Origin of the sequence: Marinifilum sp. D737 (assembly GCF_026672275.1) — a bacterium.
Taxonomy (GTDB): Bacteria; Bacteroidota; Bacteroidia; order Bacteroidales; family Marinifilaceae; genus Marinifilum.
In genome coordinates, this window is the sequence record NZ_JANQCD010000034.1 from 1 (window position 1) to 26,374 (window position 26,374).

Genomic DNA, 26,374 nt, shown 5'->3' on the forward strand with positions numbered 1-26,374 from the left:
CCTTCCTGCTTCTTTTAACCACAGAGAGCACAGAGATACACAGGGATGATTCTATTTTTAAATGGTAAGCTATTCAAGTACGGAACAACTAAAAATGCACAAATCACTAATCCTTCCTGCTTCTTTTAACCACAGAGAGCACAGAGAACACAGAGATGGTTCTATTTTATTAACCACAGAGAACACAGGGATACACAGAGTTAAAAACAATCACATCAAGTTGCCATTCAACATATTTGAAAATCACATCAACTCGGTTGTTTTAACTACTTTTAATGCTCACAATTCAACCTTAAATTAAACAAGCAAAACACACTTTTATGAAACGTAAGCTAAAACTCATCCTCATTGCCATTTTCATCCTGGCAGTTCACAATTCCTATGGGCAAAAAGATCCTGTGGTAAAAAAAATTATCGAGATTGGAAAAACCGACAACCAGTGCATGGATCACCTGGATATCCTGAGCAACCGCTTCGGAGGCAGACTAATTGGTTCGAATGCCTATGACAATTCTGCTGCATGGGCAGCAAGCAAATTCAAAGAATGGGGCATGGAAGTGATCATGGATGAAGTTGGCAGTCTACCCGTAGGCTTTAATCGTGGTCCATGGTTCGGAAGAATGCTTGGCGGAGACAACATGCACCTGCACTTTGCAACTCCTTCGTACACAGTAGGAACAAAAGGAGTACAAAAAGGACATGTGCTGTTAGAACCCAAAACTCAACGTCAATTCGATCGCATGAAGGGCAAACTAAAAGGTGCCTGGGTGCTTATTGGTGGAAAAAACAAAGGGTGGCCAATCGATTATTCGGAAAAAGCAGAAGAACGCAGAGCAGAAATTCGTGCAGAAAATGCAAAAATTGAGAAGAAAAACGACAGCATCAGAAGAATTAACTGGAGAAACAGACATGGAGAACAAGTTGAATTGATTCCCCTAAAAGAAGAGCCAGCTTTATTCTACAAACAAATGGTAAATGCTGGTATTCTGGGAATTATTCAGTCGGCTAAACTTCCAATTGCTGCCATGTACGACAGAAAGAACCTGATGGATATGACTTTTGAGACACTTCCCGAAATTCCGGACATCAAACTGAATGAACATCAATACAAAACCATTGCTCAAATGGCAAAAGAACGCCAACGATTTGAACTGGAGTTTGACATTCGCAATCATTTTAGAATGGGTCCCGTGAAGTACCATAGTGTAATTGGTGTCATCAAGGGAAGCAAATACCCGAATGAGTATGTAATTATGGGTGGACATTTGGATGCTTTTGATATTGCAACAGGAGGTGTTGATAATGGATCTGGTGTTTCGCCAGCCATGGAAGCTGCCCGCCTGATCATGAAAGCAGGTGGAAAACCAAAGAGAACGATTTTGGTTTGCCTTTGGGCCGGTGAAGAATTTGGCTTATTAGGTTCAAAACATTGGATCAAAACCAACCCGGAAAAGTTGGATAAAATTGCGAACATGTTTAATCGCGACAGCGGACCAACAGCTACCACTAGCCTGAGCGTTACGGAGGCCATGTGGGACGACATGGAAAAGATCTGCAAACCACTCTCAACCATTAATCCAGATATTCCTTTTACACTGAAAAAGCGACAGGCAACCAAGCGTCCTAAAACGCCATGGGGAACCGACAGTGGTCCGTTTGCAGTAGCAGGCGTTCCTACAATGGAATTTGGAAAAACCGATCATTTTGGATATGATTTCAGCTACAGGGAAATCTGGCATACCGAGAGAGATTTGTACAACATGAGTATTGCAGAATACCAGGAACATTCTTCTATTGTAACAGCCGTTGTGGTATATGGAATTGCGAACCTGAATCATCTTCTCTCCCGTGAAGGATATTATATAAAGGAAGGGGACAAGAAGGAGATGACGGAGAAGTAAATGAGTAAATGAGTGAATGAGTAAATGGGTGAATGAGTGAATGAGTAAATGAGTGAATGTAGATAGAACTCATGTCATTTCACCCTTTTACCAAAAGAGAGAAAAAACAAAACAAGCCAGGGTAAGAATGCTGATAAACTTCAACCCTGGCTTTGTATTTTCAAATCAATCTCGCTGCCACTTGCAAGGAGATCATCCTCAATTTCATAACTTTTCCTTACAGGTCCTTATAAATTCTCACCTGCCTGAAACCAAGAACAAAAAGAGCAAGTAACTTGATCACTTCCATTGCTATATACATTAAATGAACCGAGCTTTTTTCGGGCTGCATTCCTTGCATGATTAGTTGTGTATGCTCATTAAGTTCTGGCAGGAGATAACCCGATTGTGCCACAATAAATGTAAAGATTGTGATCCCGGTTACCACTACCACCTTATCGGTATAGTATACAAACAGGTACACCAGCATAATAGCGGTAAAAATCCGCTCTACAAAATTCAATGCCCCAAACACATGCATTCCTACCTCTAAAGCCGTTGGAGTATCTAGTGATTCTGCACGAAATTTAACCCAGGCCTCCATAAAACTAATGGCAAGAATAAAACCTGCCCAAATAAAAGTGACTACAAAACCGTATTTTATAAATTTACTCATATCTTATTTTATTATTTTGAATGAATAAAAATAAGAAAAGAATCATTAGCTCAAACAAAAAAAAGAAGTACCGATTCAAAAAAATCAATGAGAATCCGAACTCAAGTCGGAGTCTCAAACTGCTAAAATTTAAATCCGCGTAAATCCGTTGCATCCGTGTCATTCGTGTTCCATGACCTCCACTCAGAAGCCCTGGAGCCGGACAATTAAGAAGCTAACCTGTGCAAATCATTGATATTATTATTTCACTTCACGAACTACTATTTCACTGCTCTAGCCGCAGAGGCTCTTACTTTTTCCATTGATAAAAAAGTAAGCAAAAAATCTAGGGCGAGTAAGCTCAAACCACCTATACTTGAAAACTTAAAGTGCGGCCGGGTGATCTTCGAACAAAGTTCTCAGCTTCCCGGTCTTACTAAAAGTTTTCTGCGTCTATCTGGCTTGATCTTCCAATGCCCCGTTGGGCCGCCATAAGCCTGTAACTCCCTTTAAGAATTTCAAACCAAGATGACACTTCTAGCAAGTTAATACATGAATCATTTCCGAACCTTCATTCACAAAAAAGGCCTCATTAAAAATGAAGCCTCTCCTTTATCTTATATAAATCATTACTCTCTCCTACCCATATACATCATCACGTAATACATTAGCGTAGCCAAAGAAGACAATGCAGCAACAATGTATGTATATGCTGCCCATCGCAATGCATCATCTGCACTTTTTTGTGACTCGTAAGTAGTAATCCCGGTTGTCTTCAGCCACTTTAGCGCCCTGTTACTGGCATCAATTTCAACTGGCAAAGTAATAATACTAAACAAAGTAGTTGCTGCAAACATTACAATACCCGCAAGTAGTAACTGTGGAAAGGAATTAATCATGATAATACCAGCCAATAAAATCCACTGCACCCATTTCGAGCTAAAGCTTACCACCGGCACCAAAGCCGATCTCATTTGCAACCACGAATAAGCCTGTGCATGCTGAATTGCATGTCCTGTTTCGTGAGCAGCCACTGCAGCAGCTGCAACATTTCGTCCATGATACACTTCCTGGCTCAAGTTAATTGTTTTCTCAGCCGGATTGTAATGATCTGACAACTGTCCACTTACTGATCCTATCCTAACTCCCGTTACTCCATGATCTCTCAACATCTGCTCTACCACCTCTTTTCCACTCATTCCATTTGAGGTAGGAATTTGAGAGTATTTTTGAAATCGCGACTTTAACTGATGACTTACCAGCCAACTCAACAAAGTAAATCCTATAAAAATTATCCAAATGCTCATATTCTCTCGTTTTATTATTTCAATTCACTTGAATCAAATTCTTTGCCAATATATAATCATTTCATATTAGTGCCGATTTGTCAGTCACAACTTTGAGCTCATGCTGTTTGTATCACAATCAAAATCACCCCCCTAAACTTGTTATCCTAAAATCCAAATCTTTGAATTTCAGACAGATTTACAAGCTGAAAATCCAAAAAATCGTTACATTTTCTTAGATTTACACATATAATGCTTATTTTTGCCACTCCTTAAAAAACTAATTCAACCAAAGAATGATCACCGAATCAGATTTTGATGACATAAGACCATATAACGATTCAGAGGTAGTTGAAGTCATTAATCGCCTTCTTCAGGAAGAAGCGTTTATTAAATTTGCGCAACAACTTTTTCCAGGTTTCACAAAAGAAATGATAGAAAAAGCCTTGAGCGAAGTGAAAAGCATCAAGGAATTCCAGGGTAATTTTATTATCCGATTGGCGCAACACATTATCGACAACACAACCAAAGGAATCACAATTGACGGATTGGAAAACTTAGACCCTAACGAAAGTTATCTATTCATTTCTGATCATCGTGATATTATCCTTGATTCAGCACTACTTAATGTAATGCTACATCACCATGGTTTTGAAACCACTGAAATCGCAATTGGAAGTAACCTATTGATTCAGCCATGGATTGCTGATTTAGTAAAGCTGAACAAAAGTTTTGTTGTAAACAGAAATGTAACCGTTCGCCAGATGTTGGAAAGCTCAAAACAACTTTCGAATTACATCAACTTTGCTTTGAACACCAAGAAATCCTCTATTTGGATTGCCCAGCGTGAAGGACGAACAAAAGATGGTGATGACAGAACGCAACAAAGTCTTTTAAAAATGCTACAAATGAGTGGTGGAAAAGAATTTTGTTCTCACTTTAAAAATCTAAGAATTGTTCCTGTTGCCATTTCTTATGAATACGAGCCTTGCGATGCAATGAAAACGCTCGAAGTTCATTTAAAAGAAACCGAATCCGGATATCAAAAAACTGCGAAAGATGACTTAAGAAGTATGATTCGCGGAATGATCAACGAAAAAGGTCGTGTTCACTTCCACATTGGCAAACCAATATCTCAAATGTTGGATACCATAGAGGACATGGATGAAAGCAAAGATAAATTCAAAGCACTTGCTGATTTAATTGATTACAGAATTCACAAAAATTACAAATTGTGGCCTGACAATTACATTGCTTACGACATTGTAAACAACAGCAAAGAGTTTCTTGACAAATACACCATTGAGGAAAAAGAATTGTTCCTTAAACATATGGAAAAGAAAATTGCTACAATCGAAGACCGTGCAGAAAACATGGAAAGATTACACCAGATCTTCTTTGAGATTTACGCAAACCCTGTAAAAAACAGGTTAGAATTAACAAAACCAGAATTTGTTGAAGATTAAATAACTCAAAAGGCTTTCATAACGAAAGCCTTTTTTATTGCTTTTTCTTTTTATTGAACGAGAATTTTAATAATTTCGGTCAACGAAAAATCAACTATACAATTATGAAATTGATAAAGTTTCTTCTGATCATGTCTACCTTTTTAATAATGGTAGCCGCAATTTTTAATCTTTTAAATGCCAATGCCGAAACACCGGACAGAACCGGCGTTTACATCGAGCTAGTTGTAATGTTTGTACTTACGCTTACGATGGTATTATTGAACAACGTAGAAAAAAAGATGAAACAATTGGAAAACAAACAGGATCAGGAGCTTTAACAGCTCCTTTTTTTATGCCCAAAACCTACAAATCACAGGCATTAAAAAGTTTGAAAAATTGAATTACCCAAATCCTAAATAATGTTAAGGCTTGTTAATGCATTCAATATTTCAATAAAGATTTTGGTATATTCGAATGCAAGCTCAAAACAAAAAGAAAAAAGTAATGCTAGAACAAACAAAAATTGTACTATCTAACGTCAGCTTTGACTTAGGCTTATTTCGAAAAGAACTTATTAAGGCACTTAAATGGTTACAACCATCAGAAGTTGCCGCTCTTAAAAATTGGTGTTCGGAAAATTTTTCAGGCCGTTTCGATGAAATCGCAACTGAAGTTCTCCATCCACAATTGTCTTTATAATATTTATAGCAAGAAATAATACAGAGAGGTACAACACACCTCTCTTTTTTTTTGTTTGTAATACCGATTATGAATTAGAATGGCTCTATGTGATTTATAATGGGTAATTCTAAAGAAGTGCCTAAAGTACTTAGAATACTTGCAGTACTTAAAGTATTGGTACGATAATGTTTTTTTAATCCCTTTATTCAATACAAGCTTAAATGAGTAATTGTAATGTTTATACCATACATTTTAATTTTAAGTACTATTTAGTAACTCACCCACTAAAAATCATTTAGAACCATTAGAATGAACCTTTTGTTCGCATTACTCCAAAAGACTAACCAATTATATATCGGCATTTCAATTTAACATTCCACAGTTTCGCTAAAGCTCTCCCGATTGCAATCGGGACTGAAATTTAAGTGGTATAATTTCCTATCAGTGACCCATTTCCAATTCGAAAAATTAGCTTAACTTCGCAGCTGATAAAATTTAAAGAGATGATAAAGTTTAAACGTCATATTAAAGTTGATGATCAGGTATTCGAAACCTGGTTTGGGATGGACATTAAGAAAAAAGGTGGAAAACCTAATGTGAGTATATTTTACTATACCGATGATCCAAACGAAGAATTAAGTGTTCACCAACTAATTAAAGGGAATTTTACAAGCAAAGATGAAGCTGTAAAATATGGAACACGTTTTATGCGTAGAATGTATCAAGATATGATTAAACGTGAAAATGAAGGCAACAGTCAAGACAATGATGCAAATGAAGGCAGTGAGCTTTTAGACTGATCTCCTAATAATAACATGAGTATTTAAATGATGAGGCTGTCCAAAAAAGTAAGATTGCCAGTATTATTTATGAAAGCCATTGAGCCTGCATAAAAGTTACTTTTTTGAACAACCTCATCAAGAGCAAGAGTACGGGAGTATCACTCTAAGCGACTCCCAGGAGTTTTAGTTAACATCCCACCATAAGCTGGTAGTGGCAAGGTCACCACCAATAGCTTTGGCAGCAGCAGCATAATTAGGATTCATATCATTCTCGTCGAAAGGATAAGGATATCGCTTAGGAATGTCTTTATACTTCATCTCTTCAGGAACATTCAAAACTGGGAAATCCAACCTTCTCCATTCAGTCCAGCCTTCTACTCCACGGTTATACATTGCAATCCATTTCTGTGTTCCAATCTTTTGTTTCCAGTCGCCTACTGCTGTAGCATATGCAACTTCCGGTTTTGCCAGATAAGTCGCAGCATCTGCAGCGGTTCCTCCATAATAAAGGATATTGGCAGTTATTGCATTGTTATAATGTTGTTCCGCCGTTCCTCCTACAGCATATCCTCTTTCTACAGCTTCGGCCAGGAAAAATTCCATTTCCACATAATCAGCTAAAATTACAGGCAAATCGGCCTTGAAAAACATAGCAGAAAAATGTGAAAAATTATCGTATGTTCCACCGTCAGTTTTACCATAAGTCAACCCCACATAAGCTCCGTCCTTTTGTGAAAACCACAACGCACGTCTGGGGTCATCCAATTTATTCATGATATCAATCAATGTATTTGATGGCACATAGTCGGATCGATTATCTATAACAAACCCACGATATATCGTATTTACATAAGGGTCCGTTCCAAGATATTTAAAAATGGCACCTTCTCCACCAGCATTATAAATCCCTGCTGTAACCGCAGCCTCTACTACCGATTTTGAGTTAAACGAAGGTACATCAGCCATTCTCATTCCCATTCTTACTTTCAAAGCATTTCCATAAGTTTTCCACTTGTCAATATCTCCTCCAAAGAATATATCTTCAGCACCAAACGAACCCGCACCTGCTTTAAATGATTTCAAGGCAGCATCAAGACGCTTAAACAGGTCGGCATATACTGTTGCTGCATCATCATACTTAGGTGTAGTATTTTCAAGCCCTTTCAGAGCTTCAGTATAAGGGATATTACCAAATGTTTCGGCAAGCAAAGCGTATGAAGCAACTTCCATTATCTCGATGATAGCCTTTTGGTTATTTGCCTTTTCAGCCAAAGCTCCTGTGAATCCGGCATCCTTAATAATCCTTTTTGCTTCATGAAGGTCTTGTAGCACATCCCTATATATTTCAAGCCAAAACCCATCAGAAATACCTCTATCCTGGAAGTTATACCTACTTTCGTCTGTATAAGTTGTTTCCATCCAATATTGGGCTAACAAACGTGAAATATTATAATTCACACTCATATTATCATATTGGTTAACAAACTGAATCTGAGCATTTGTCAACAGTGTTCCTTCCGGCACTTTGGTTGCCTTTTTAGGGTCAATATTATCATCTAGTTCACATGAAGTGAAGCCAATGCCCATCAACAGGGCACCAATTATAAAGTATGTTATTTTTTTCATCATGTCAATTTTCATAAGTGGTTAGAATCCTAATGTGATATTAAATCCAAAAGACCTGGTAGTTGGATAAGATGCATTTGCAATACCTTGCCTGTTACCGGAACTTTGACCTGTTTCAGGATCGAACCCGGGAGTGTTTTTATGAAGAATTGCCAGGTTGCGGCCAATAGCAGAAATTACAGCTTTTGTAAAAAAAGTTTTGTTTAAAACACTTTTAGGAAGACTATAAGACAATGAAACTTCTCTTAACTTCACATACGATGCATCATAAATATATCGAGCCGTTGGAGTACGTCCGTAATACTGGTCTCCTCCCCAGGAATCAGCTCTTGCGTATATTGTATTTTGGGAACCATCTTCGAGAACAGCTTCGGCATGTAAAATACCACCACCATCGGCAACAGCATCTCGTTTAGGATTGCCTTTTGAATTTAAGCCGGCTGTTTCTTTGTATAAACCTGTTGCAAGGCCATATTTACGATCTACCGAATAAATATCGCCACCTTGTTGAATATCAATTAAAGCTCTCAACACAAATCCTTTGTAACTAAATGAATTTGTAATACCTGCATTCCAATCCGGCTGAATATTACCAATAACATTATCAGTTTCTGCTGTTTTCTTATAATAACCTCTTGAATCAACTGTTTTCCTACCTTTGGTGTAAACAAAATCGGTACCTCTAATCACACCATATGGTTCACCAACCTGGGCATTCACAGTAACATCCCATGCTGAAGTGATCAAGATATTATCAACACCATTATAAAGTGATTTTACTTCATTTTTGTTCACAGCCCAGTTCGCATTCAAATTCCATTTGAAATCACCTGATTGAACAGGTGTTGCATTCAAACCTAACTCTATCCCCTTGTTTTCAATCTCACCAGAATTCACATAAACTCTTGAGTACCCCGAAGCACTAGATACATTAACTGGCATGATCTGATCAAAAGAATTGGATTGATAAAAGGCCAGGTCGAACCCAACACGATTATTAAAAAAGTTAGCTTCCAATCCAACTTCATAACTTTCTGTCTTTTCCGGTTTTAACTTAGGATTCTGAAGGGTATTATTGACAGAAAAGGGTGCCTGATTCTCCCAATTCTTTCCCTTAACATAGGTTGAAATTAAATTATATGGCCCGGTATCATTACCTACTTCTGCGTAATTTGCTCTTAACTTAGCAAATGACAAGAAGTTTAAATCTTTCAATCCCTCCAATTCAGAAAGAATAAAACTGGTAGATACTGCCGGATATACATACCTGTTTTCATCAGAAGGTAAAGTAGATGATTCGTCAACTCTTACCGAACCTTCAACGTAGGCAATATTTCTATAGCCTACAGAAAAATTAGCATAAACACTATTCAGGTTGTTTTCATACAAATTTTCTGTTGGCGATGCTTCAACTTTAGAATTGGCAACAGTATAAAGCAAAGGCACAATTAGCCCCCCTTGCGTATATGACCAAATTGTTGAAACTTTATTTTCCCTGTAGGCAATACCAGCCAATCCGCTCAAACTAAAATCATTAACCTGTTTTTTAAATTTCAGCATAACATCACTATTCAACTCCTTAAAAGTTCTCCTGAAGTTGGTAAACTCAGATTGCCCATTGCTGCCTACTGCTATTCTTTCATTTTGTTCTTCATGGTAATAATCCAGAGCAGTTCTCCAACTTAAAGTAAACATGTCATTGAACTCATACTCTAAGGTGGCAAACCCATAAATACGATTTCTTGTATCTTCCTCAAAGTTCATATAACGAGTCCAATATGGATTGTTTGCATAAATTGGATCCAGGTTCGTCGGACTTTTTGCATTCCAGGTACGCTGGTCACCATCGGGAGCTTTGTAGTTATTCTTTAAACGTTTGAAATCAACATTTGTCTGGAACCATTGTGCAAAGTTCTGCATTGGGTTATTGTCATTATAACCAGTTCCATAACGACCTTTCCCTTTTGTATTCACATAGCTACCACTAAATTCAGCAGATAACTTATCATCCAAATGATATTTTGATCGAAACGAAACCGTATTTTTCTTGATTGAACTGTTTGGCAGAATGCCTGATTCATCAGAATTGGTATAAGCCAACCTAAAACTATATTCATCGCGACTACCTTCCAAGGCTACACTGTTAATGTATTTAATACCTGTTTCAAAGAAATCATACACTGTAGATTTTGGAGCAACCCAAGGTCGCTTCTCTGCAAAATTATCAGCGGCAGGGTCTAAAGCATCCCAGTGAACCACTTTCAAATTTGGATCGAAAGCAGGGCCCCAGGAGGCATCATCATTCACATTTACAATTCGTTCCTTTTTTCCATCCCCGTCAAGATCTTGCTCAAAACTCCATTCAGGGCTATAACCTGCACCATATTCATACTGATACTCAGGCATGGTACTCTTATTTATACGACTAAATGTAATACCGGAATTAATGGTAACCCCAATTCCTTTTTTCGTTTCACCTTTTTTGGTAGTAATTAAAATAACGCCGTTAGCAGCCCTGGAACCATACAATGCAGTAGCAGCCGCACCTTTCAGAATCGACACCGATTCAATATCTTCAGGATTAATATCCGATGCTGCATTACCATAATCGTATCCTCCCCAACCGGCAGTTTGATTACTAGAGTTCGTATTACTATTGTCAACTGGTACGCCATCAACAACAAATAAAGCCTGGTTGTTTCCGGTTAATGAAGCAGAACCTCGAATAACAATATTGGCCGATCCCCCCATGGTATTGGCTTGGCGCACCTGTACACCAGCTGCTTTACCCGATAGAGAATTAACAATATTGGTTTCCTTTACTTCACTAACATCATCCCCTCCTATTTCAGTAACAGCATATCCCAATGACTTTTTCTCTCTTGTCACGCCTAATGCAGTAACCACAACCTCATCCACACCAATTGAATTGGTTTCCATTACCACATTAACAACAGTTTTATTTCCAACTGTAATTTCTTGAGTTACCATTCCTACGAAACTAAACACCAGCACGTCTGATGGCGAAGCTACGAGCGAATATTTTCCATCTATACCAGTACTGGACCCAATGGTAGTACCCTTAACAATTACCGAAACCCCGGGCATTCCAAGCCCATCATCGGCCGAAGTAACAATCCCCGAAACTGTTTTGGTTTGCGCAGATACATATTGCAAACCAACACATGCAAGGATTACTAAAAAACAAATTACTTTTTTCATTGAATGTAAATAATTAGTTAATAAATATTTAATTATCACCTTTGTTGTAAAGGCGATTCGGTTAGACAGAACAAAAAAGAATGGCAAGCAATGAATTCAATAATATAAAAGAGGTAATTACCATTAACCACAATTTCATTACCTCTCTTTAGTACTAACCATATATGCTAAACATGCAGATATAATGATTGGAAAAACTACATGTGATTAGCCTAAACCAAAACGAGAGCAGGAACACAATCAACCCTTATTTTTTACGGATTACACATTGCCAACAACAAGAGATACGGGTATGTTAATAATATTAATTTGCACTTTCGTGCGGACAAGTGCCTGTGATATCCTACACACAATGCTAAGTTCTCTATTTTACATTTAGCAATTCTTGAACTAATTCAAGATCTTTAAAAAATTCAATATCATTTCACCATTAACATCGAGGCATGCTAAAATCATAGACCAGGCTTGGCATATTGACTCAAATTTTACCGCACCTAAACTGTTAATCTTTAAAATGATTTTGGAAAGTTGGTATTTAACGTGAGTTCGATAGGAAGCTTAGGTTAACAGGTGGTTGATAAGGATTGAGGTAAGAGGTCACTAACTTCAGATGCTTCACACCTGGTTTTTGAGAATTTTTTTGGGAGAAGAGAGTAATTCATATTTCTGAATTAAAACACTACGCACATATATTTATTTTAGTGGCTTAGAGCAGAAGAATGAAAACTTAAAACCAATCTATCTTATTGCTTTTCTTTAATTTACTTAACCATTCCTGGCTAATTCCCATAAATTCGGCAATATATTTCGATGGAATATTATAAATCAACTGGGGATGAAATTTTACCAAATAAGCATATAATTTTTCAGCAGGAAGGGAAAGCAACTTGCTCCTTAAAGTTATTTCGTCGCTTAAACTTGTAGTAAGCAATGAGAAATAAAGCTGATAAATTAAAGGAGCGCTTTTATACAATTCGGCAACTACAGGCCTTTTCAGTACAAGAACTTTTGACGGCCGAACTGCCTTTAGTTTATATTTCGATTTTTTATTAAAGAAATAGCTCTCTACCGAGGTCATAAACGGGTGAAAATAAGCTGTATGAAAATTCACAGTTCGTTCCACAAGCGACTCTTCCTCAAAATACTGGCAAACAAATGCACCATCAATCACCAAAAAACATTCTGAACACTGCATACCACAATCAACAACAACTTGCTGACTCCTAACCATTCTTAACTCTCCCACATCAGAAATAAACTCATAAATTTCAGGAGGTAAATCTACCGACAGGGCATTTTCACCATCAAAAAGAGTCTTTACCAACTGTAAAATTTCTTTATTTGATAAGCTTTTTAGATCCATTTTGTTTTCAACAAACAAGCAACAGGTACCTTCCTTAATTATAGGGGATATGCAAGAAAAACATCTGTTTAGCAAGAATTACGAAATAACAACGCCTGCTTGTTATAAACATAATCCAGTAAAGATATCAATTTTATTTGTTCGATATATTGAATTAATTCAACATCTTAATTTTGTTAGAAAAACTTTACATTATCTTAACATTAGGTGAGTTTGATATCAAACTTTTTGGTGTACAGGTGATTCAAGATTTCAGGCTTAACAGGTTGCTAAGTTCTGATACCAGATACTTTGTTTTTGAATATTTTAGCTTTTTACCTGAGTTCGTGTAGGTGAGATCATTTGTTATCCTTTTTAAGCAACTGCCGGATCTAGGGTAAGTACGATACAATCGTAGTAAAACAGGTGATTGTTAATGGATTATCCGCTTAAAAAAAATAGCAGAACACAGATAAAATCCGACTTATCCGTGTTCCAATAAGTGAGAAGAAACAAGACTATAAATTACCTCATAAAAAAACCCGATCAATTGATCGGGTTTTTCTTTATCTGAATTGTAAATTATTTTTTTCTATAGTCAAGTCCTAACTCCACCATTTGCTCATCAGCAATTGTTGAAGGTGAATCAATCATCACATCGCGACCTGAATTGTTTTTAGGGAATGCAATTACATCACGGATAGACTCGATTCCTGCAAACAATGATGCCAAACGGTCGAAACCAAAAGCAATACCACCATGAGGAGGTGCACCATACTGGAATGCATCCATTAAGAAACCAAACTGTGCTTTTGCTTCCTCATCGGTAAATCCAAGATGCTTGAACATTTGAGCTTGCAAATCGGTATCGTGAATACGGATTGAACCACCACCAATTTCAACACCATTAATAACAAGGTCGTAAGCATTTGCACGAACTTTTCCTGGCTCTGTTTCCAACATGTGGAAATCCTCTGCCTTAGGAGAAGTAAATGGGTGGTGCATTGCGTGGTATCTTTGAGAATCCTCATCCCACTCCAAAAGAGGGAAATCAACAACCCACATTGGTTTGAATACCTTGTTATCACGTAAACCTAGCTGAGTACCCATTTCCAAACGAAGCTCACAAAGCTGAGATAAGGTTGACTTCTTATCGCCAACCAAAATCAAGATCAAATCGCCTGGTTTTGCATTACAAGCTTCGGCCCACTTTTGTAAATCTTCAGCACTGTAGAACTTATCTACCGATGATTTAAATGAACCATCTTCGTTGTATTTCACGTAAACCAATCCTTTAGCACCAATTTGCGGACGCTTTACAAAATCGGTTAATTTATCCAATTGCTTACGGGTGTAGCTTGCACATCCTTCGGCACAAACTGCCCCAATATATTCTGCTTCGTCGAATACTTTAAAGTCATTTCCTTTTGCAATAACGCTTAAGTCTACGAACTCCATTCCGAAACGGATATCTGGTTTATCGCTACCATATTTTTCCATAGCTGTAGCGTAATCCATGCGTGGGAAATCGTAATCGATATCCACATTTTTCAATTTCTTGAATAAGTTTTTGGTCAATCCTTCGAAAGTATTCAAGATATCATCTTGCTCCACAAAGGCCATCTCGCAGTCAATTTGAGTAAACTCAGGCTGACGGTCGGCACGTAAATCCTCATCGCGGAAACATTTTACAATTTGATAGTAACGGTCGAAACCAGAAATCATCAACAATTGCTTAAACACCTGTGGCGACTGAGGCAAAGCATAAAACTCACCCGGATTCATTCTCGATGGAACGATAAAGTCACGAGCTCCTTCAGGAGTAGACTTAATCAATACAGGAGTTTCTGTTTCGATGAAATTCAATTGGTCAAGATAGTTGCGAACCTCGATACCCATTTTGTGACGCATCACAAGATTTTCGCGAACACAAGAACGACGCAAATCAAGGTAACGATATTTCATTCTTAACTCATCACCACCATCGGTATCATCTTCAATTGTGAATGGAGGCAAAGCCGATTTACTTAACACCTCAAGTTTTTCAGCAATAATCTCCACATCACCTGTAGACATTTTATTGTTTTTGCTTTCTCTTTCTGCAACTTTACCTGTAATGGCAACAACGAACTCACGTCCTAGCTTACGAGCTTGCTCACACAATTCAGCATTTGTTTCCATATTGAAAACAAACTGTGTAATGCCGTAACGATCTCGAAGATCGACAAAAGTCATTCCACCCAAATCGCGTGCTTTTTGCACCCAACCACTTAATGTTACCGTTTCGTTTACATTCTCAATTCTTAATTCTCCGCAAGTATGAGTTCTGTACATCTTTTACCAATTAATTGAATTAAACTAGCTTTTAGCCTTTAGCTATTAGCTCTTAGCTTTTAAAATTCCACACCAGAACATCAAAATCACACCATCAATTCGAAAATGGAATTCATTCTTTGTTACTGGTTTTGTTAACTTTGCGAAAATACTAACAATTTGTGAAACAGAACAGCTTTCATTAACAGATTTATAAAAAAGATTATTTATGAATTCGAACGATACAATTACTCCATTCTCCGATGAATATTTTATGAAACAAGCCATGCAGGAAGCCTACAAAGCTTTCGAAGAAGATGAAATCCCTGTAGGTGCTGTAATCGTTAGTAACAATAGAATAATTGCCCGTTCGCACAACTTAACCGAGCGATTGAACGACGTAACTGCACATGCCGAAATGCAAGCCATTACTTCGGCTGCAAATTATTTGGGCGGTAAATATTTAAAAGATTGCACCCTTTACGTTACGTTGGAACCTTGCAACATGTGTGCAGGTGCTTTGGCCTGGTCGCAAATCACCCGAATTGTTTATGGTGCTGGCGATGAAAAAAGAGGCTTCACAAGATTTACGCCTTCTCCCTTGCATCCAAGAACCGAAGTGACATCAGGAATATTGGAAGAAGAAAGCTCAGAACTCATTAAAAGCTTTTTCTCAAAAAAAAGAAATTAGCCTTAATAAATTCATCGCAAAAGCGATGTAAAAAAAATCAAATCAGAATTATTTTTTTACAAAAAAAGATTACTTTTGTGCTCGGCTTTAAATTTTTAAGCAGATTTTGTTAGCAATAATTTCATCTGCCTTAAAGACGAAAAGCATACTACCGTCCAATCCATTTTATAATCCATTCTCTTTTTTTAGAAAGCGAGTAAAGCGCAATATTAATTGCGGTATAATTAATTGTATACGTAAAAATATTATCTTTATTAGTAATTATTAAAAAAAGGATACCATGAGTGCACACAACGAAGCAAAAATGGGCGAAATTGCCGAAACTATACTTTTACCAGGCGATCCACTAAGAGCAAAATATATTGCTGATAACTTTCTGGAAGATGTAGTATGCTACAACCAAGTAAGAAACATGCTTGGATTTACCGGAACCTATAAAGGAAAAAGAATTTCGGTTCAAGGAACAGGAATGGGAGTTCCATCAATCTCTATTTACACTCATGAGTTAATCAACCAATATGGTGTAAAAAACTTGATTAGAATTGGAACTTGTGGTTCATTCAACAAAGATGTTCACGTACGCGACGTAATTTTATCGATGACATCATGTACCGATTCTTCAATTAACAAGAATTTGTTTAGAGGTATGGATTATGCTCCTTGTGCTGACTTTGGCTTGTTAAGCGATGCGCACAAAGCTGCTGTTGAAAAAGGTGTGAATGTAAAAGTTGGATCAACTTTAACTTCTGATATTTTCTATCACGACCTTGACAACAATCCTGAACCATTTAAACTATGGGCAGATTATGGAGTATTAGCTGTAGAAATGGAAGCTACTGCTTTGTATACATTGGCTGCTCGTCATAACGCAAAAGCATTGGCAATTATGACTGTAAGCGATCACATCCTTACAGGAGAAGAAACAAGTGCTGATGAGCGTCAAACCACTTTGAACACAATGATTGAAATTGGTTTGGAAACTGCAATTAGGCAATAATTTAGATCAGATACATTTTAATGTACGGAATGGAGGGGCTATCGGGGCTCCTCTTTCTTTTTTTATAGAACCGTATAGAACGCGAATGACGCGGATTTTTACGAATTTTCGCAGATTTAGGTATTTTTCTACTGCATTATATAGAGATAAAGTATTATTTCACTCCTCTCCTATCGGGATTTCACCAAAACAGTGGAGAACTCCAGCATCATCGGCCTTCCCCAAAAAAAACCATGTCCAAAGTGCACTGCACCTCAAAAGTTGAACACAAGATTTAAGGTGCAGTTCATAAATTGTGAGTGGGTTAATTATTACAAATTGCTTGAATATTTTCTTAGTTTTCAAATGGGTGAAGTAATACCACTTTGCTTATAAAAATCAAAGGGTGACGATTTACATTTTGTAAGTTAGTCACCCTCTGAATTACTAGAAAATATAATTATCAGATTTACTTCTCTTCAACAGCAAATCCCAATTCCTGTAGCTGTTCCCAAAATTCAGGGTAAGATTTTTTCACCACTTGTGGATCGTCTATCAAAACATCCTTGCGTAAGATGGCAACCGGAGCAAATGCCATGGCCATTCTATGGTCGTGATAGGTTTCGATCACAATTTTCTCATCCTCCTCTTTTCGCTCTCCATCCCAGGCCAACTCACCTTCTGCTGGCTCATGAAGCACATATCCCAATTTGCCCAACTCGGTAATTAAAGCATGAATTCTATCGGTTTCTTTAATCTTTAAAGTCTCTAGTCCTTTAAAGTGAAAAGGAATTCCTTTTAAACAGGAACACACGGCAAAAGTCTGAGCCAAATCTGGCATTTGCAAGAAATCATACACCAACTTTTTGCAATCGCTCTCCTTCTTTTCTATAAACATGCCTCGTTTCGAGAATTGTGTTTTCACACCCAACTTTTCGAACACAGGCACCAAACCCGAATCTCCCTGGAAACTTCTTCTTCTCAATCCATCCAGGTACAATTTCCCTTCAGCTGCCAAAGCCATAAACGACCACCAGTATGATGCTCCTGACCAATCGCCTTCAACCGTATACGGAATTCTTTGGTAAGCTTGTTTGGCAACAAATATCTCCTGTCCTTTAAATTCCGATTTTACACCAAACTCTTCCATTATATTCAGAGTCATTTCGATGTAGGATCGTGAAACCAAATCACCTTTTAATTTAATGCGCAATCCATTTTCCAATGTTGGCGCAATTAGTAAAAGTGCCGATATGTATTGCGAACTGGTATCGCCTTTCAGCTCTACTTCTTTACCAGTGATATTTGATCCAAAAATCTTTAAAGGCGGATATCCTTCTTTCTCCAAGTAGGAAATTTGAGCTCCCAACGAATTTAATGCATCCACCAAAACACCAATAGGGCGTTCTTTCATTCTATCAGATCCTGTTAAAGTCCATTCTCCAACAATTTTCGACAAATAGGCAGTCAAAAAACGCATGCTTGTTCCGGCATGACCTACATCAAAAGTATTGGTATTCGAGAATAAAATATTTTGCATTACTCTCGAATCATCACAATCCGATAGGTTTTTAATGGGCTCGAAACTATTGCTTAAAGCATTAATTATCTGCACTCGATTCGAAATACTTTTCGACGATGGAAGTACAACTCTTCCTTCCAGAACTTTATTGGTTTTAGAAATGGAATATTGCATGGTCTTTTGGTTTGATAGTTACACCGATTAATTTTAAATCGGAAGTTAAACATTTCTCTGTTCTCGAATGGATCACAGAGAAATTTATATGCTTATACAAAAATAGGCCAACAATTATGAACGATTGTTGGCCAACATATCATTAAAAGTAAAATCCTTTAAAAGTGGAATAAAGAATCTACTTCGAAATTCGTATTTAGCTTATCGCGACCTTTTAAAAAGTCAAGCTCCACAAGGAAATTTACAAAAGCCTTGTTCACACCACATTTTGCAAGTAGCTTGATAGAAGCTGCTGCTGTACCTCCTGTTGCCAACAAATCGTCATGCAACAAAACAACATCATCTTCACTTAAAGCATCCTGGTGAATGTGAATTTCATCCTCGCCATACTCTAAAGTATATTTTTCAGAATAAGTTGCAGCAGGCAATTTACCTGGTTTACGAATTGGTACAAATCCAGCATTTAATTTGTAAGCCAACACAGTTCCCAAAATAAAACCTCTACTCTCTAACCCTACTACCTTGGTAATTCCTTTGTCTTTATATTGCTCGTATAATGTTTCTACCAATGTTGCCAAATGCTTTTCATCTTTCAACATTGTAGTAATATCCTTAAAAACGATTCCTTCCTTTGGGAAGTCAATCACATCTCTGATTGAATCTTTTGCTTCTTGAAGTCTTGCTTCCATTATTAATTTATTTTTCCAGGTGTAAAAAACACAAATCCGAGTTGGCTAAAAGGCGCAACAATTCGGAAGAAGTGGAATATTCACCCCCTCATCACTTAATTATTCAAAATATTTACTTGATAAAGTGTGGGATAATTCCGGGTAAAAATAAAAAAGTCCGTTTAAATAAACATTCTAAATTGCAAAAATCGCACAATCTTTTTACAGATAGTTCAATAAAGACTATCAATCACATTTGGAAAGATATTTTCGATCAGTTCTTGTCGAATATATCCATTAGTTTTTACCTTTGATATGGAATTTTACACACATGCCATGACAATAAACAATCAAAATCGCGCAAGCTGGATTAAACTAGCCTACTATTTATTAATATTCCTTTTTTTAGCTTCAGTGATTCTTTTGTTGTATTTAAACATCAGCAAACCATACCAGGTAATCGGAATCATAAGTGCATCTGTTATTTCGGTAATTATCTTTTCATTTCATCTGAATTTTAATTTCATCATATATAAGGAAGGCGATGATAAAATCATTCTTCGATACTATCCTCTTCATCCCTTTCATGATAATTTTAAATCCATAGAGATTCCCAGGAATTGTCTTGCCAAGTACGATTTGGAGACAAAAACATTTGGACTTAAACCAATTGTTACACTATATCAATTAACCGAAAAAGGCATTGCAAAATATCCATCGGTTTGTTTGTCTGCACTTTCCAAAACTGAAAGAAAGAAATTAATTGAATCCCTATCCCGAAACAGCTTGAATAAATAATTAAGAGCATACTATAATTATATATTAAGCGTTAGCCATACCATTAACAAATACTATTAGGAATGAAAATTAAAACACTAGTAGCAATTTTGCTATGTACATTATCTTTAAGCACTTTTGCTCAAAACAACGATTTACGCCTTAATATAGGAATTCCTTTAGGCAAGTATGGCAAGTTCGATCACAAGTTTGCAGGATCCAATGAAAGCAACTATCCTTCTATTTTAATACAGCTTGAAAAAGAGTGGCAGGACAATTTTAGCATAGGTGCATACATTGGTTATGCCGGACAGAAACATGAATACGATTTTGGCCACAGCGAAACCAATTACAATTATTACAGGTTGGGAAGTGTACTTACTTATGAATTGAATGATTGGTTATCGGATATGAATATCTCGACAGGATATGATGTTGACCTGTACACATCGGTAAAAGCAGGCATTTCTTTGGAGCACAAGAAATATGAAAACACAAGTCCCAATGCCAGTTCAAATCCAGTATACTCTCACAACTCATCAAATGATTTGTTGTTTGACCTGGGAGTTGTGCTAGGTGCACGCTATCATTTTTCAAATCAATTTGGATTATTTACAGAAATAGGCTGGGCTAATGCCGGATTTTTAACCATCGGAACATCATTTACTTTATAAATCTTTTGTAAATTCATATCCAGATTGTAGTACTCCTATTAATAAGGTATGGATAGAATATACAAAATTGCAGTAAGTTTTATCAATGGTTTTGGACCTGTTAATATTAAAAAAGCCATTGCTTACACTGGCAGTATAGAAGCTTTCTTTTCTGAGAAGAAACAAAATCTTCTGAAAATTCCGGGAATAGGTCAGGCTTTTATTCAAAAGCTCGATCGAGAAGCAGCTCTTCTTCAAGCCGAAGAGGAGCTCAAATTTATCGAGCAGAATGAAATTCAAATAGCATTCTACTTAGATGCCGATTATCCACAAAGACTTCTTAATTGTTCCGATTCGCCTTGCACGCTATATTATAAAGGTAATGCAGATTTCAATGCCAGCAGAAACATCAGCATCGTTGGCACAAGAAATGCCAGCGATTACGGAAAAGAACAATGCACCAAACTGGTTAAGGATCTATCAGAAAAATCGATAAAAACTACAATAATTAGTGGTCTGGCTTATGGCATTGACATTTGCGCACACAAAGCTGCCATGCAATATCAACTTCCTACAATTGCCGCTATTGGTCACGGTTTTCAGCAAATGTATCCTGCTCAGCACAGAAACTATGCCGAGGAAATCATCCATAAAGGCGGAGCAATTGTTAGTGAATTCACCTCAAACAGCAAATTCGACCCCAAACACTTTGTCCGACGTAACCGAATAATTGCAGGAATGTCGGATGCAACCATAGTAATAGAATCTGCAAGAAAGGGCGGTTCGTTGGTTACTGCTAATATTGCCAATTCATACAATAGAGATGTATTTGCTTTTCCCGGAAGAATAAGCGACAAATATTCCGAAGGTTGTAATTTTCTCATAAAAACCAACCAGGCTCACTTAATCGAAAACATCAAAGACCTGGAGTATATCCTAGCTTGGGACGATGAAACCAAAAAAGCAAAGGAAATTCAAACGAAACTTTTTGTAGAGCTCACAAAAGAGGAAGAACAAATAATATCAGCACTTCGAGATCTGGAAAAAACACCGATAGATTTGATTTGTTTGAAGAGTTCATTTCCGATGAGTAAGGTGTCAAGTTTGCTCTTAAAATTAGAATTTGATGGCATGGTGAAGTCACATCCGGGAAAAATCTACTCCCTAAATTCCTGAAAATTGTCAATTTTTATGGTTTCATGTTGTAGAACAGAAATCACACCTTTATATCTGTCTGATTTCCTGCGTTTTAATTTTTACGAAAACGTTGTAAAAAAAATCAGCTTTTAATTTGTGATTATTAAAATTTGTATACATTTGACACCAAGAACTAATAATTAAAACACAACAAACAATTTTAATTTCATAACAAGTTTGGATATGGAAGCAAAAATAATTGAATTCATGGATAGCCTTAAGGCTAAAACTCCAGGTGAAGCTGAGTTCCATCAGGCAGTACAAGAAGTAGTAGAAACAGTTTGGGATACTTATGATGCAAATCCTAAGTATAAAGCTGCAAAGATTCTTGAAAAAATGTGTGAGCCTGAGCGCGTAATCATGTTCCGCGTACCATGGATCAACGATAACGGTGAAGTTGAAATCAACCGTGGTTACCGCGTTGAATTCAATAGTGCAATTGGACCTTACAAAGGTGGTTTACGTTTCCACCCTTCTGTAACGTTAAGTGCTTTGAAATTCTTAGGTTTCGAGCAAACTTTCAAGAATTCATTAACTACTCTACCTATGGGTGGTGGTAAAGGTGGTTCAGACTTCAACGCTAAAGGAAGATCAGATAACGAAATCATGCGCTTCTGCCAAAGCTTCATGACTGAGCTTTGCAAGCACATTGGTCCTAACACTGACGTACCAGCAGGTGATATAGGTGTAGGTGGTCGCGAGATCGGATACCTATTCGGACAGTACAAGAGAATCCGTAACGAGTTTACTGGTGTATTAACTGGTAAAGGTCTTGAGTACGGTGGATCATTAATTCGTCCTGAAGCTACTGGTTTTGGTGCTGTATACTTCGCTCAACACATGTTGGCTGAAAACAACGAAGATTTCAAAGGAAAAACTGTTGCTCTTTCAGGATTCGGTAACGTAACTTGGGGTGCTGCTCTTAAATTGGTTGAGCTAGGTGCTAAAGTTGTTACAGTTTCAGGTCCTGACGGATATGTATACGACAAAGAAGGTTTAGATGCTGAAAAGATTGAATACTTATTGGATCTTAGAGCTTCTAACAACGACGTTGTTGCTCCTTACGCTGAAAAATTCGGTGCTGAGTTCTTCCCTGGTAAAAAACCTTGGGAATGTAAAGTTGACCTAGCTTTCCCTTGTGCAATTCAAAACGAATTGAACGAAGAAGATGCTAAGCTATTGGTTGAAAACGGATGTAAGTATGTAGTAGAAACTTCTAACATGGGTTGTACTGCTGAAGCTATGATCTACTTGGTAGAAAATTGCGCATTCGCTCCTGGTAAAGCTGCTAATGCTGGTGGTGTAGCTGTTTCTGGTTTAGAAATGTCTCAAAACTCTATGCGTTACAACTGGTCAGCTGAAGAAGTTGATGAGAAATTGGGTCGTATCATGAAAGATATTCACGATACTTGTGTACGTTTCGGTAAAGAAAACGGTCACATCAACTACGTTAAAGGTGCTAACGTTGGTGGATTCGTTAAAGTTGCTGAAGCTATGCTAGCTCAAGGTTGCGTTTAATATACAATCACGCCTAATATATAAAAAAGCCGGCTCTGCCGGCTTTTTTTTTAACTAATTTCTGTTCCATTTCCTTTTGTATTCCTAGTGCGATTCAATAAGTTTGCACAAAAAGTAAAAACATGAATCTAATCGATACACATTCACATATTTATTCAGAAGATTTTAATGGTGACATTCATCAAATCATTGAAAATTCGAAAGAGGCAGGAGTTGAAAAAATACTTTTACCAAACATCGATTCTGAATCAATTGACCCAATGCACTCTTTGGAAAAAATGTTTCCGGGATATTGTATTCCCATGATGGGCTTACATCCAACATCGGTAAAGGAGAATTATCAGAATGAATTAGACATTTGCAAAAATTGGTTAGATTCGAGGAAATACTGTGCAATCGGTGAAATTGGAATTGATTTGTATTGGGATAAAACATTTGTAAAAGAACAACAAATTGCATTCGATACTCAAATCAATTGGGCTTTAAAATTGAACCTGCCAATCGTAATTCATTCCAGGGAATCTTTCGGTGAAATATTTGAGATTTTAGAGAATTATAAGAATACAAACTTAAAGGGAGTATTCCATAGTTTCTCAGGAAATCTTGAGCAAGCAAACAAAGCTATGGAATTGGGTTTTTTACTTGGTATAAATGGCATCGTAACTTTTAAAAATTCAGGTTTAGACAAAACCCTTGCTGAAGTACCTCTTGAAAAGTTAATACTGGAAACTGATGCTCCTTACCTGGCTCCTGTTCCCAAAAGAGGAAAACGAAACGAAAGCTCATACCTAAAGTACACCGCACAAAAAATAGCAGAAATTTATCAAACCAAAATAGAAAGGGTGGCAGAAATAACCAGCCACAATGCAAGAAATTTGTTCAACTTATAATACCTCTCTCAATGGACAAAAAACAAACTTCTATTCTTATATTATATACCGGAGGTACAATCGGTATGGTAAACGATCCTGAAACAGGTTCGCTAATCCCATTTGATTTCGATCACATCCTAAAACAAGTTCCGGAATTAAAAGAGTTCGGATACGAACTTACTTCCATTGCCTTTGACCCATTAATCGATTCTTCAAATTTAAATCCTGAAGTTTGGATAAAAATTGCAGAACTGATTAAGGAGAACTATAACAACTATGACGGATTTGTGGTTCTTCATGGGACAGATACGATGTCTTTTACCGCATCTGCATTAAGCTTCATGCTTGACAACTTGCAGAAACCAGTAATCTTAACCGGATCGCAACTTCCAATAGGCACATTAAGAACCGACGGTAAAGAAAACCTGATAACTGCTATTGAGATAGCAGCAGCATACAAAAATGGACAAGCAATGGTACCTGAGGTTTGTATTGTTTTCGAGAACCAATTGTTCAGAGGAAACCGAACCACAAAACACAATGCAGAACATTTTAATGCATTCTACTCATACAACTATCCTGATTTGGCAAAAATCGGAATCAATATCAATTACAATTATTCCGCAATCCATTATCCAAGTCATCCAAAACAACTTGAAATTAGCACTGAGTTTGATACCAACATTGCGATTTTAAAAATCTTTCCTGGAATCAATAAACAGGTTGTCGATTCCATTTTAAATATAGAAGGATTAAAAGGAGTTGTAATGGAAACTTATGGTGCAGGCAATGCTCCAACCGATAAATGGTTTATCGACTCCATTAAAGAGGCTATCAACAGAGGAATTGTAGTCTACAACATTACTCAATGCGCAGCAGGAAGTGTTGAAATGGGCTTGTATGAAACAAGTTTAGAACTACTTAAGGCAGGTGTAGTAAGCGGACACGACATCACTACTGAGGCTGCAATTGGCAAACTCATGTTCATCTTAGGTAAAAAGCTTGACATGGAACAAACCAAATTGCTTTTAAATAAATCTCTAAAGGGCGAATTAAGCCAATAGAATATTTGTTTTTCACATTTTTTTTGTAATTTGGTGCACTGTTTAAAGCTTTCTATATTACATAAATACCTAATCGAAGGTTGTTGAAAGCATTAAAAACAGAATAGTTTTAAAGAATAATACACAAACAACTAAGGAATTAGTTGTGTATGAGATCGCAATCGTTTAATTTTGTAAAAAATAATTTCGTTAATTAAAATTTGAAAAACAGACTATGAAAAAGTTATTTGCATTTATAGCAGTTATCGGGATGCTAAGCTTAGGAGCATCATCTTATGCAGTTGCTCAGGATGAGACAGCAGAAACTGTAGACACAACTCAGGTTGCAGAAGAAACGACTGTTGAAGAGCCTGCAGCTCCAGTTTTGGAAGAAGAAGCTATCGAAAGCACATCTTTCCACAAAGTTGTTAAGAAGCAATTCATCCAAGGTGGTGCAATGTTTATGAGCTTCGTATTGCTAGCTCTTATCTTAGGTCTTGCTTTGTCAATTGAAAGAATCATTTACTTGAACCTTTCAACTACAAACACTAAGAAATTAATTGCTAACCTTGAAGATGCATTAAACAACGGTGGTGTTGAAGCTGCTAAAGAAGTTTGTAGAAATACTCGTGGTCCTATCGCAAGCATTTTCTACCAAGGTCTTGACCGTATCGACGAAGGTATTGAAGTAGTAGAAAAATCAGTTGTTTCTTACGGATCAGTTCAAATGGGTCTATTAGAAAAAGGTCTTTCTTGGATTGGTTTGATGATCGGTTTGGCTCCTATGTTAGGATTTATGGGTACTGTAATCGGTATGATTGACGCTTTCGACTCAATTCAGTCTATGGGTACTATTTCTCCAGCAGCTGTAGCAGGTGGTATTAAAATCGCTTTGATTACAACTGTATCTGGTTTGATCGTAGCAATGATCCTTCAAGTATTCTACAACTACTGTACTGCTAAAGTTGACAGTATTGTAAACAACATGGAAGATGCTTCAATCTCTCTTCTAGATATCCTTGTAAAATACAACATGAAAAAATAATTA

Annotated in this window: 23 protein-coding genes; 15 read left to right on the forward strand and 8 right to left on the reverse strand. The window is 37.0% G+C overall.

The features are described from left to right. The first annotated feature begins 94 nt into the window (after positions 1-94). Together NQ163_RS16710 and NQ163_RS16715 are read left to right on the forward strand one after the other, a co-directional pair. Positions 95-301, forward strand: a complete 207-nt coding sequence (locus NQ163_RS16710; protein WP_268191484.1) for a hypothetical protein — start codon at positions 95-97, stop codon at positions 299-301. Between the two features lie 19 nt (positions 302-320). Further along, the gene (locus tag NQ163_RS16715; RefSeq protein ID WP_268191485.1) at positions 321-1,901 is read left to right on the forward strand and encodes a M20/M25/M40 family metallo-hydrolase; all 1,581 of its coding nucleotides are present in this window, start codon (positions 321-323) and stop codon (positions 1,899-1,901) included. 217 nt (positions 1,902-2,118) lie between these two features. Here NQ163_RS16715 and NQ163_RS16720 read toward each other — a convergent pair whose 3' ends face one another. Together NQ163_RS16720 and NQ163_RS16725 are read right to left on the reverse strand one after the other, a co-directional pair. Beyond that, positions 2,119-2,556, reverse strand: a complete 438-nt coding sequence (locus tag NQ163_RS16720; protein WP_268191486.1) for a hypothetical protein — start codon at positions 2,554-2,556, stop codon at positions 2,119-2,121. Positions 2,557-3,164: 608 nt separating this feature from the next. Further along, positions 3,165-3,842, reverse strand: coding sequence for a zinc metallopeptidase (locus NQ163_RS16725; protein WP_268191487.1), 678 nt, complete (start codon positions 3,840-3,842; stop codon positions 3,165-3,167). Between the two features lie 275 nt (positions 3,843-4,117). Here NQ163_RS16725 and NQ163_RS16730 point away from each other — a divergent pair, with 275 nt between their 5' ends. The 4 genes from NQ163_RS16730 to NQ163_RS16745 all read left to right on the forward strand — a co-directional run bounded on the left by NQ163_RS16730 (position 4,118) and on the right by NQ163_RS16745 (position 6,750). Beyond that, positions 4,118-5,287 (forward strand): 1-acyl-sn-glycerol-3-phosphate acyltransferase, encoded by a 1,170-nt coding sequence (locus NQ163_RS16730; RefSeq protein WP_268191488.1) that lies wholly within the window; start codon positions 4,118-4,120, stop codon positions 5,285-5,287. A gap of 131 nt (positions 5,288-5,418) precedes the next feature. Further along, positions 5,419-5,607 carry a hypothetical protein gene (locus NQ163_RS16735; protein ID WP_268191489.1) on the forward strand — a complete coding sequence of 63 codons (189 nt, stop codon included), beginning with the start codon at positions 5,419-5,421 and terminating at the stop codon, positions 5,605-5,607. A gap of 166 nt (positions 5,608-5,773) precedes the next feature. Continuing rightward, entirely contained in the window at positions 5,774-5,968 is a 195-nt protein-coding gene (locus NQ163_RS16740; RefSeq protein ID WP_268191490.1) for a hypothetical protein, read from the forward strand. A 485-nt stretch (positions 5,969-6,453) separates the two neighbouring features. Continuing rightward, complete coding sequence (locus NQ163_RS16745) at positions 6,454-6,750, forward strand: hypothetical protein (RefSeq protein ID WP_268191491.1); 297 nt, start codon at positions 6,454-6,456, stop codon at positions 6,748-6,750. A gap of 165 nt (positions 6,751-6,915) precedes the next feature. Here NQ163_RS16745 and NQ163_RS16750 read toward each other — a convergent pair whose 3' ends face one another. The 4 genes from NQ163_RS16750 to aspS form a co-directional block, all read right to left on the reverse strand. Continuing rightward, positions 6,916-8,358 carry a SusD/RagB family nutrient-binding outer membrane lipoprotein gene (locus tag NQ163_RS16750; protein WP_268191492.1) on the reverse strand — a complete coding sequence of 481 codons (1,443 nt, stop codon included), beginning with the start codon at positions 8,356-8,358 and terminating at the stop codon, positions 6,916-6,918. 21 nt (positions 8,359-8,379) lie between these two features. After that, on the reverse strand, positions 8,380-11,580 hold the full coding sequence (locus NQ163_RS16755; protein ID WP_268191493.1) for a SusC/RagA family TonB-linked outer membrane protein: 3,201 nt from the start codon (positions 11,578-11,580) through the stop codon (positions 8,380-8,382). 727 nt (positions 11,581-12,307) lie between these two features. Next, positions 12,308-12,943, reverse strand: a complete 636-nt coding sequence (locus NQ163_RS16760; protein WP_268191494.1) for a Crp/Fnr family transcriptional regulator — start codon at positions 12,941-12,943, stop codon at positions 12,308-12,310. 561 nt (positions 12,944-13,504) lie between these two features. Continuing rightward, a complete protein-coding gene (gene aspS, locus NQ163_RS16765; RefSeq protein WP_268191495.1) occupies positions 13,505-15,256 on the reverse strand; it encodes an aspartate--tRNA ligase in 1,752 nt (583 codons plus the stop codon). Between the two features lie 208 nt (positions 15,257-15,464). Between aspS and NQ163_RS16770 the strand changes: the two genes are divergently transcribed. Together NQ163_RS16770 and deoD are read left to right on the forward strand one after the other, a co-directional pair. Beyond that, positions 15,465-15,926: a nucleoside deaminase gene (locus tag NQ163_RS16770; RefSeq protein ID WP_268191496.1), complete on the forward strand. Its 462-nt coding sequence runs from the start codon at positions 15,465-15,467 to the stop codon at positions 15,924-15,926. Positions 15,927-16,206: 280 nt separating this feature from the next. Beyond that, on the forward strand, positions 16,207-16,923 hold the full coding sequence (deoD, locus tag NQ163_RS16775; protein ID WP_268191497.1) for a purine-nucleoside phosphorylase: 717 nt from the start codon (positions 16,207-16,209) through the stop codon (positions 16,921-16,923). 448 nt (positions 16,924-17,371) lie between these two features. Here the strand turns inward: deoD and NQ163_RS16780 are convergent, their stop codons facing one another. Both NQ163_RS16780 and NQ163_RS16785 read right to left on the reverse strand, forming a co-directional pair. Then, a complete protein-coding gene (locus NQ163_RS16780; RefSeq protein ID WP_268191498.1) occupies positions 17,372-18,598 on the reverse strand; it encodes a 3-phosphoshikimate 1-carboxyvinyltransferase in 1,227 nt (408 codons plus the stop codon). 158 nt (positions 18,599-18,756) lie between these two features. Then, positions 18,757-19,287, reverse strand: a complete 531-nt coding sequence (locus tag NQ163_RS16785; RefSeq protein WP_268191499.1) for an adenine phosphoribosyltransferase — start codon at positions 19,285-19,287, stop codon at positions 18,757-18,759. A gap of 315 nt (positions 19,288-19,602) precedes the next feature. Here NQ163_RS16785 and NQ163_RS16790 point away from each other — a divergent pair, with 315 nt between their 5' ends. The 7 genes from NQ163_RS16790 (at position 19,603) to NQ163_RS16820 (ending at position 26,371) form a co-directional block, all read left to right on the forward strand. Further along, a complete protein-coding gene (locus NQ163_RS16790) occupies positions 19,603-20,064 on the forward strand; it encodes a hypothetical protein (protein ID WP_268191500.1) in 462 nt (153 codons plus the stop codon). Between the two features lie 62 nt (positions 20,065-20,126). Then, complete coding sequence (locus NQ163_RS16795) at positions 20,127-20,717, forward strand: outer membrane beta-barrel protein (RefSeq protein ID WP_268191501.1); 591 nt, start codon at positions 20,127-20,129, stop codon at positions 20,715-20,717. 48 nt (positions 20,718-20,765) lie between these two features. Further along, positions 20,766-21,872, forward strand: a complete 1,107-nt coding sequence (gene dprA, locus NQ163_RS16800; protein ID WP_268191502.1) for a DNA-processing protein DprA — start codon at positions 20,766-20,768, stop codon at positions 21,870-21,872. 204 nt (positions 21,873-22,076) lie between these two features. Then, on the forward strand, positions 22,077-23,411 hold the full coding sequence (gdhA, locus tag NQ163_RS16805; RefSeq protein WP_120241741.1) for an NADP-specific glutamate dehydrogenase: 1,335 nt from the start codon (positions 22,077-22,079) through the stop codon (positions 23,409-23,411). A 122-nt stretch (positions 23,412-23,533) separates the two neighbouring features. Beyond that, the gene (locus NQ163_RS16810; RefSeq protein ID WP_268191503.1) at positions 23,534-24,301 is read left to right on the forward strand and encodes a TatD family hydrolase; all 768 of its coding nucleotides are present in this window, start codon (positions 23,534-23,536) and stop codon (positions 24,299-24,301) included. Between the two features lie 11 nt (positions 24,302-24,312). Further along, positions 24,313-25,347, forward strand: a complete 1,035-nt coding sequence (locus NQ163_RS16815; RefSeq protein ID WP_268191504.1) for an asparaginase — start codon at positions 24,313-24,315, stop codon at positions 25,345-25,347. A gap of 214 nt (positions 25,348-25,561) precedes the next feature. Continuing rightward, entirely contained in the window at positions 25,562-26,371 is an 810-nt protein-coding gene (locus NQ163_RS16820; RefSeq protein ID WP_268191505.1) for a MotA/TolQ/ExbB proton channel family protein, read from the forward strand. Positions 26,372-26,374 lie beyond the last annotated feature (3 nt).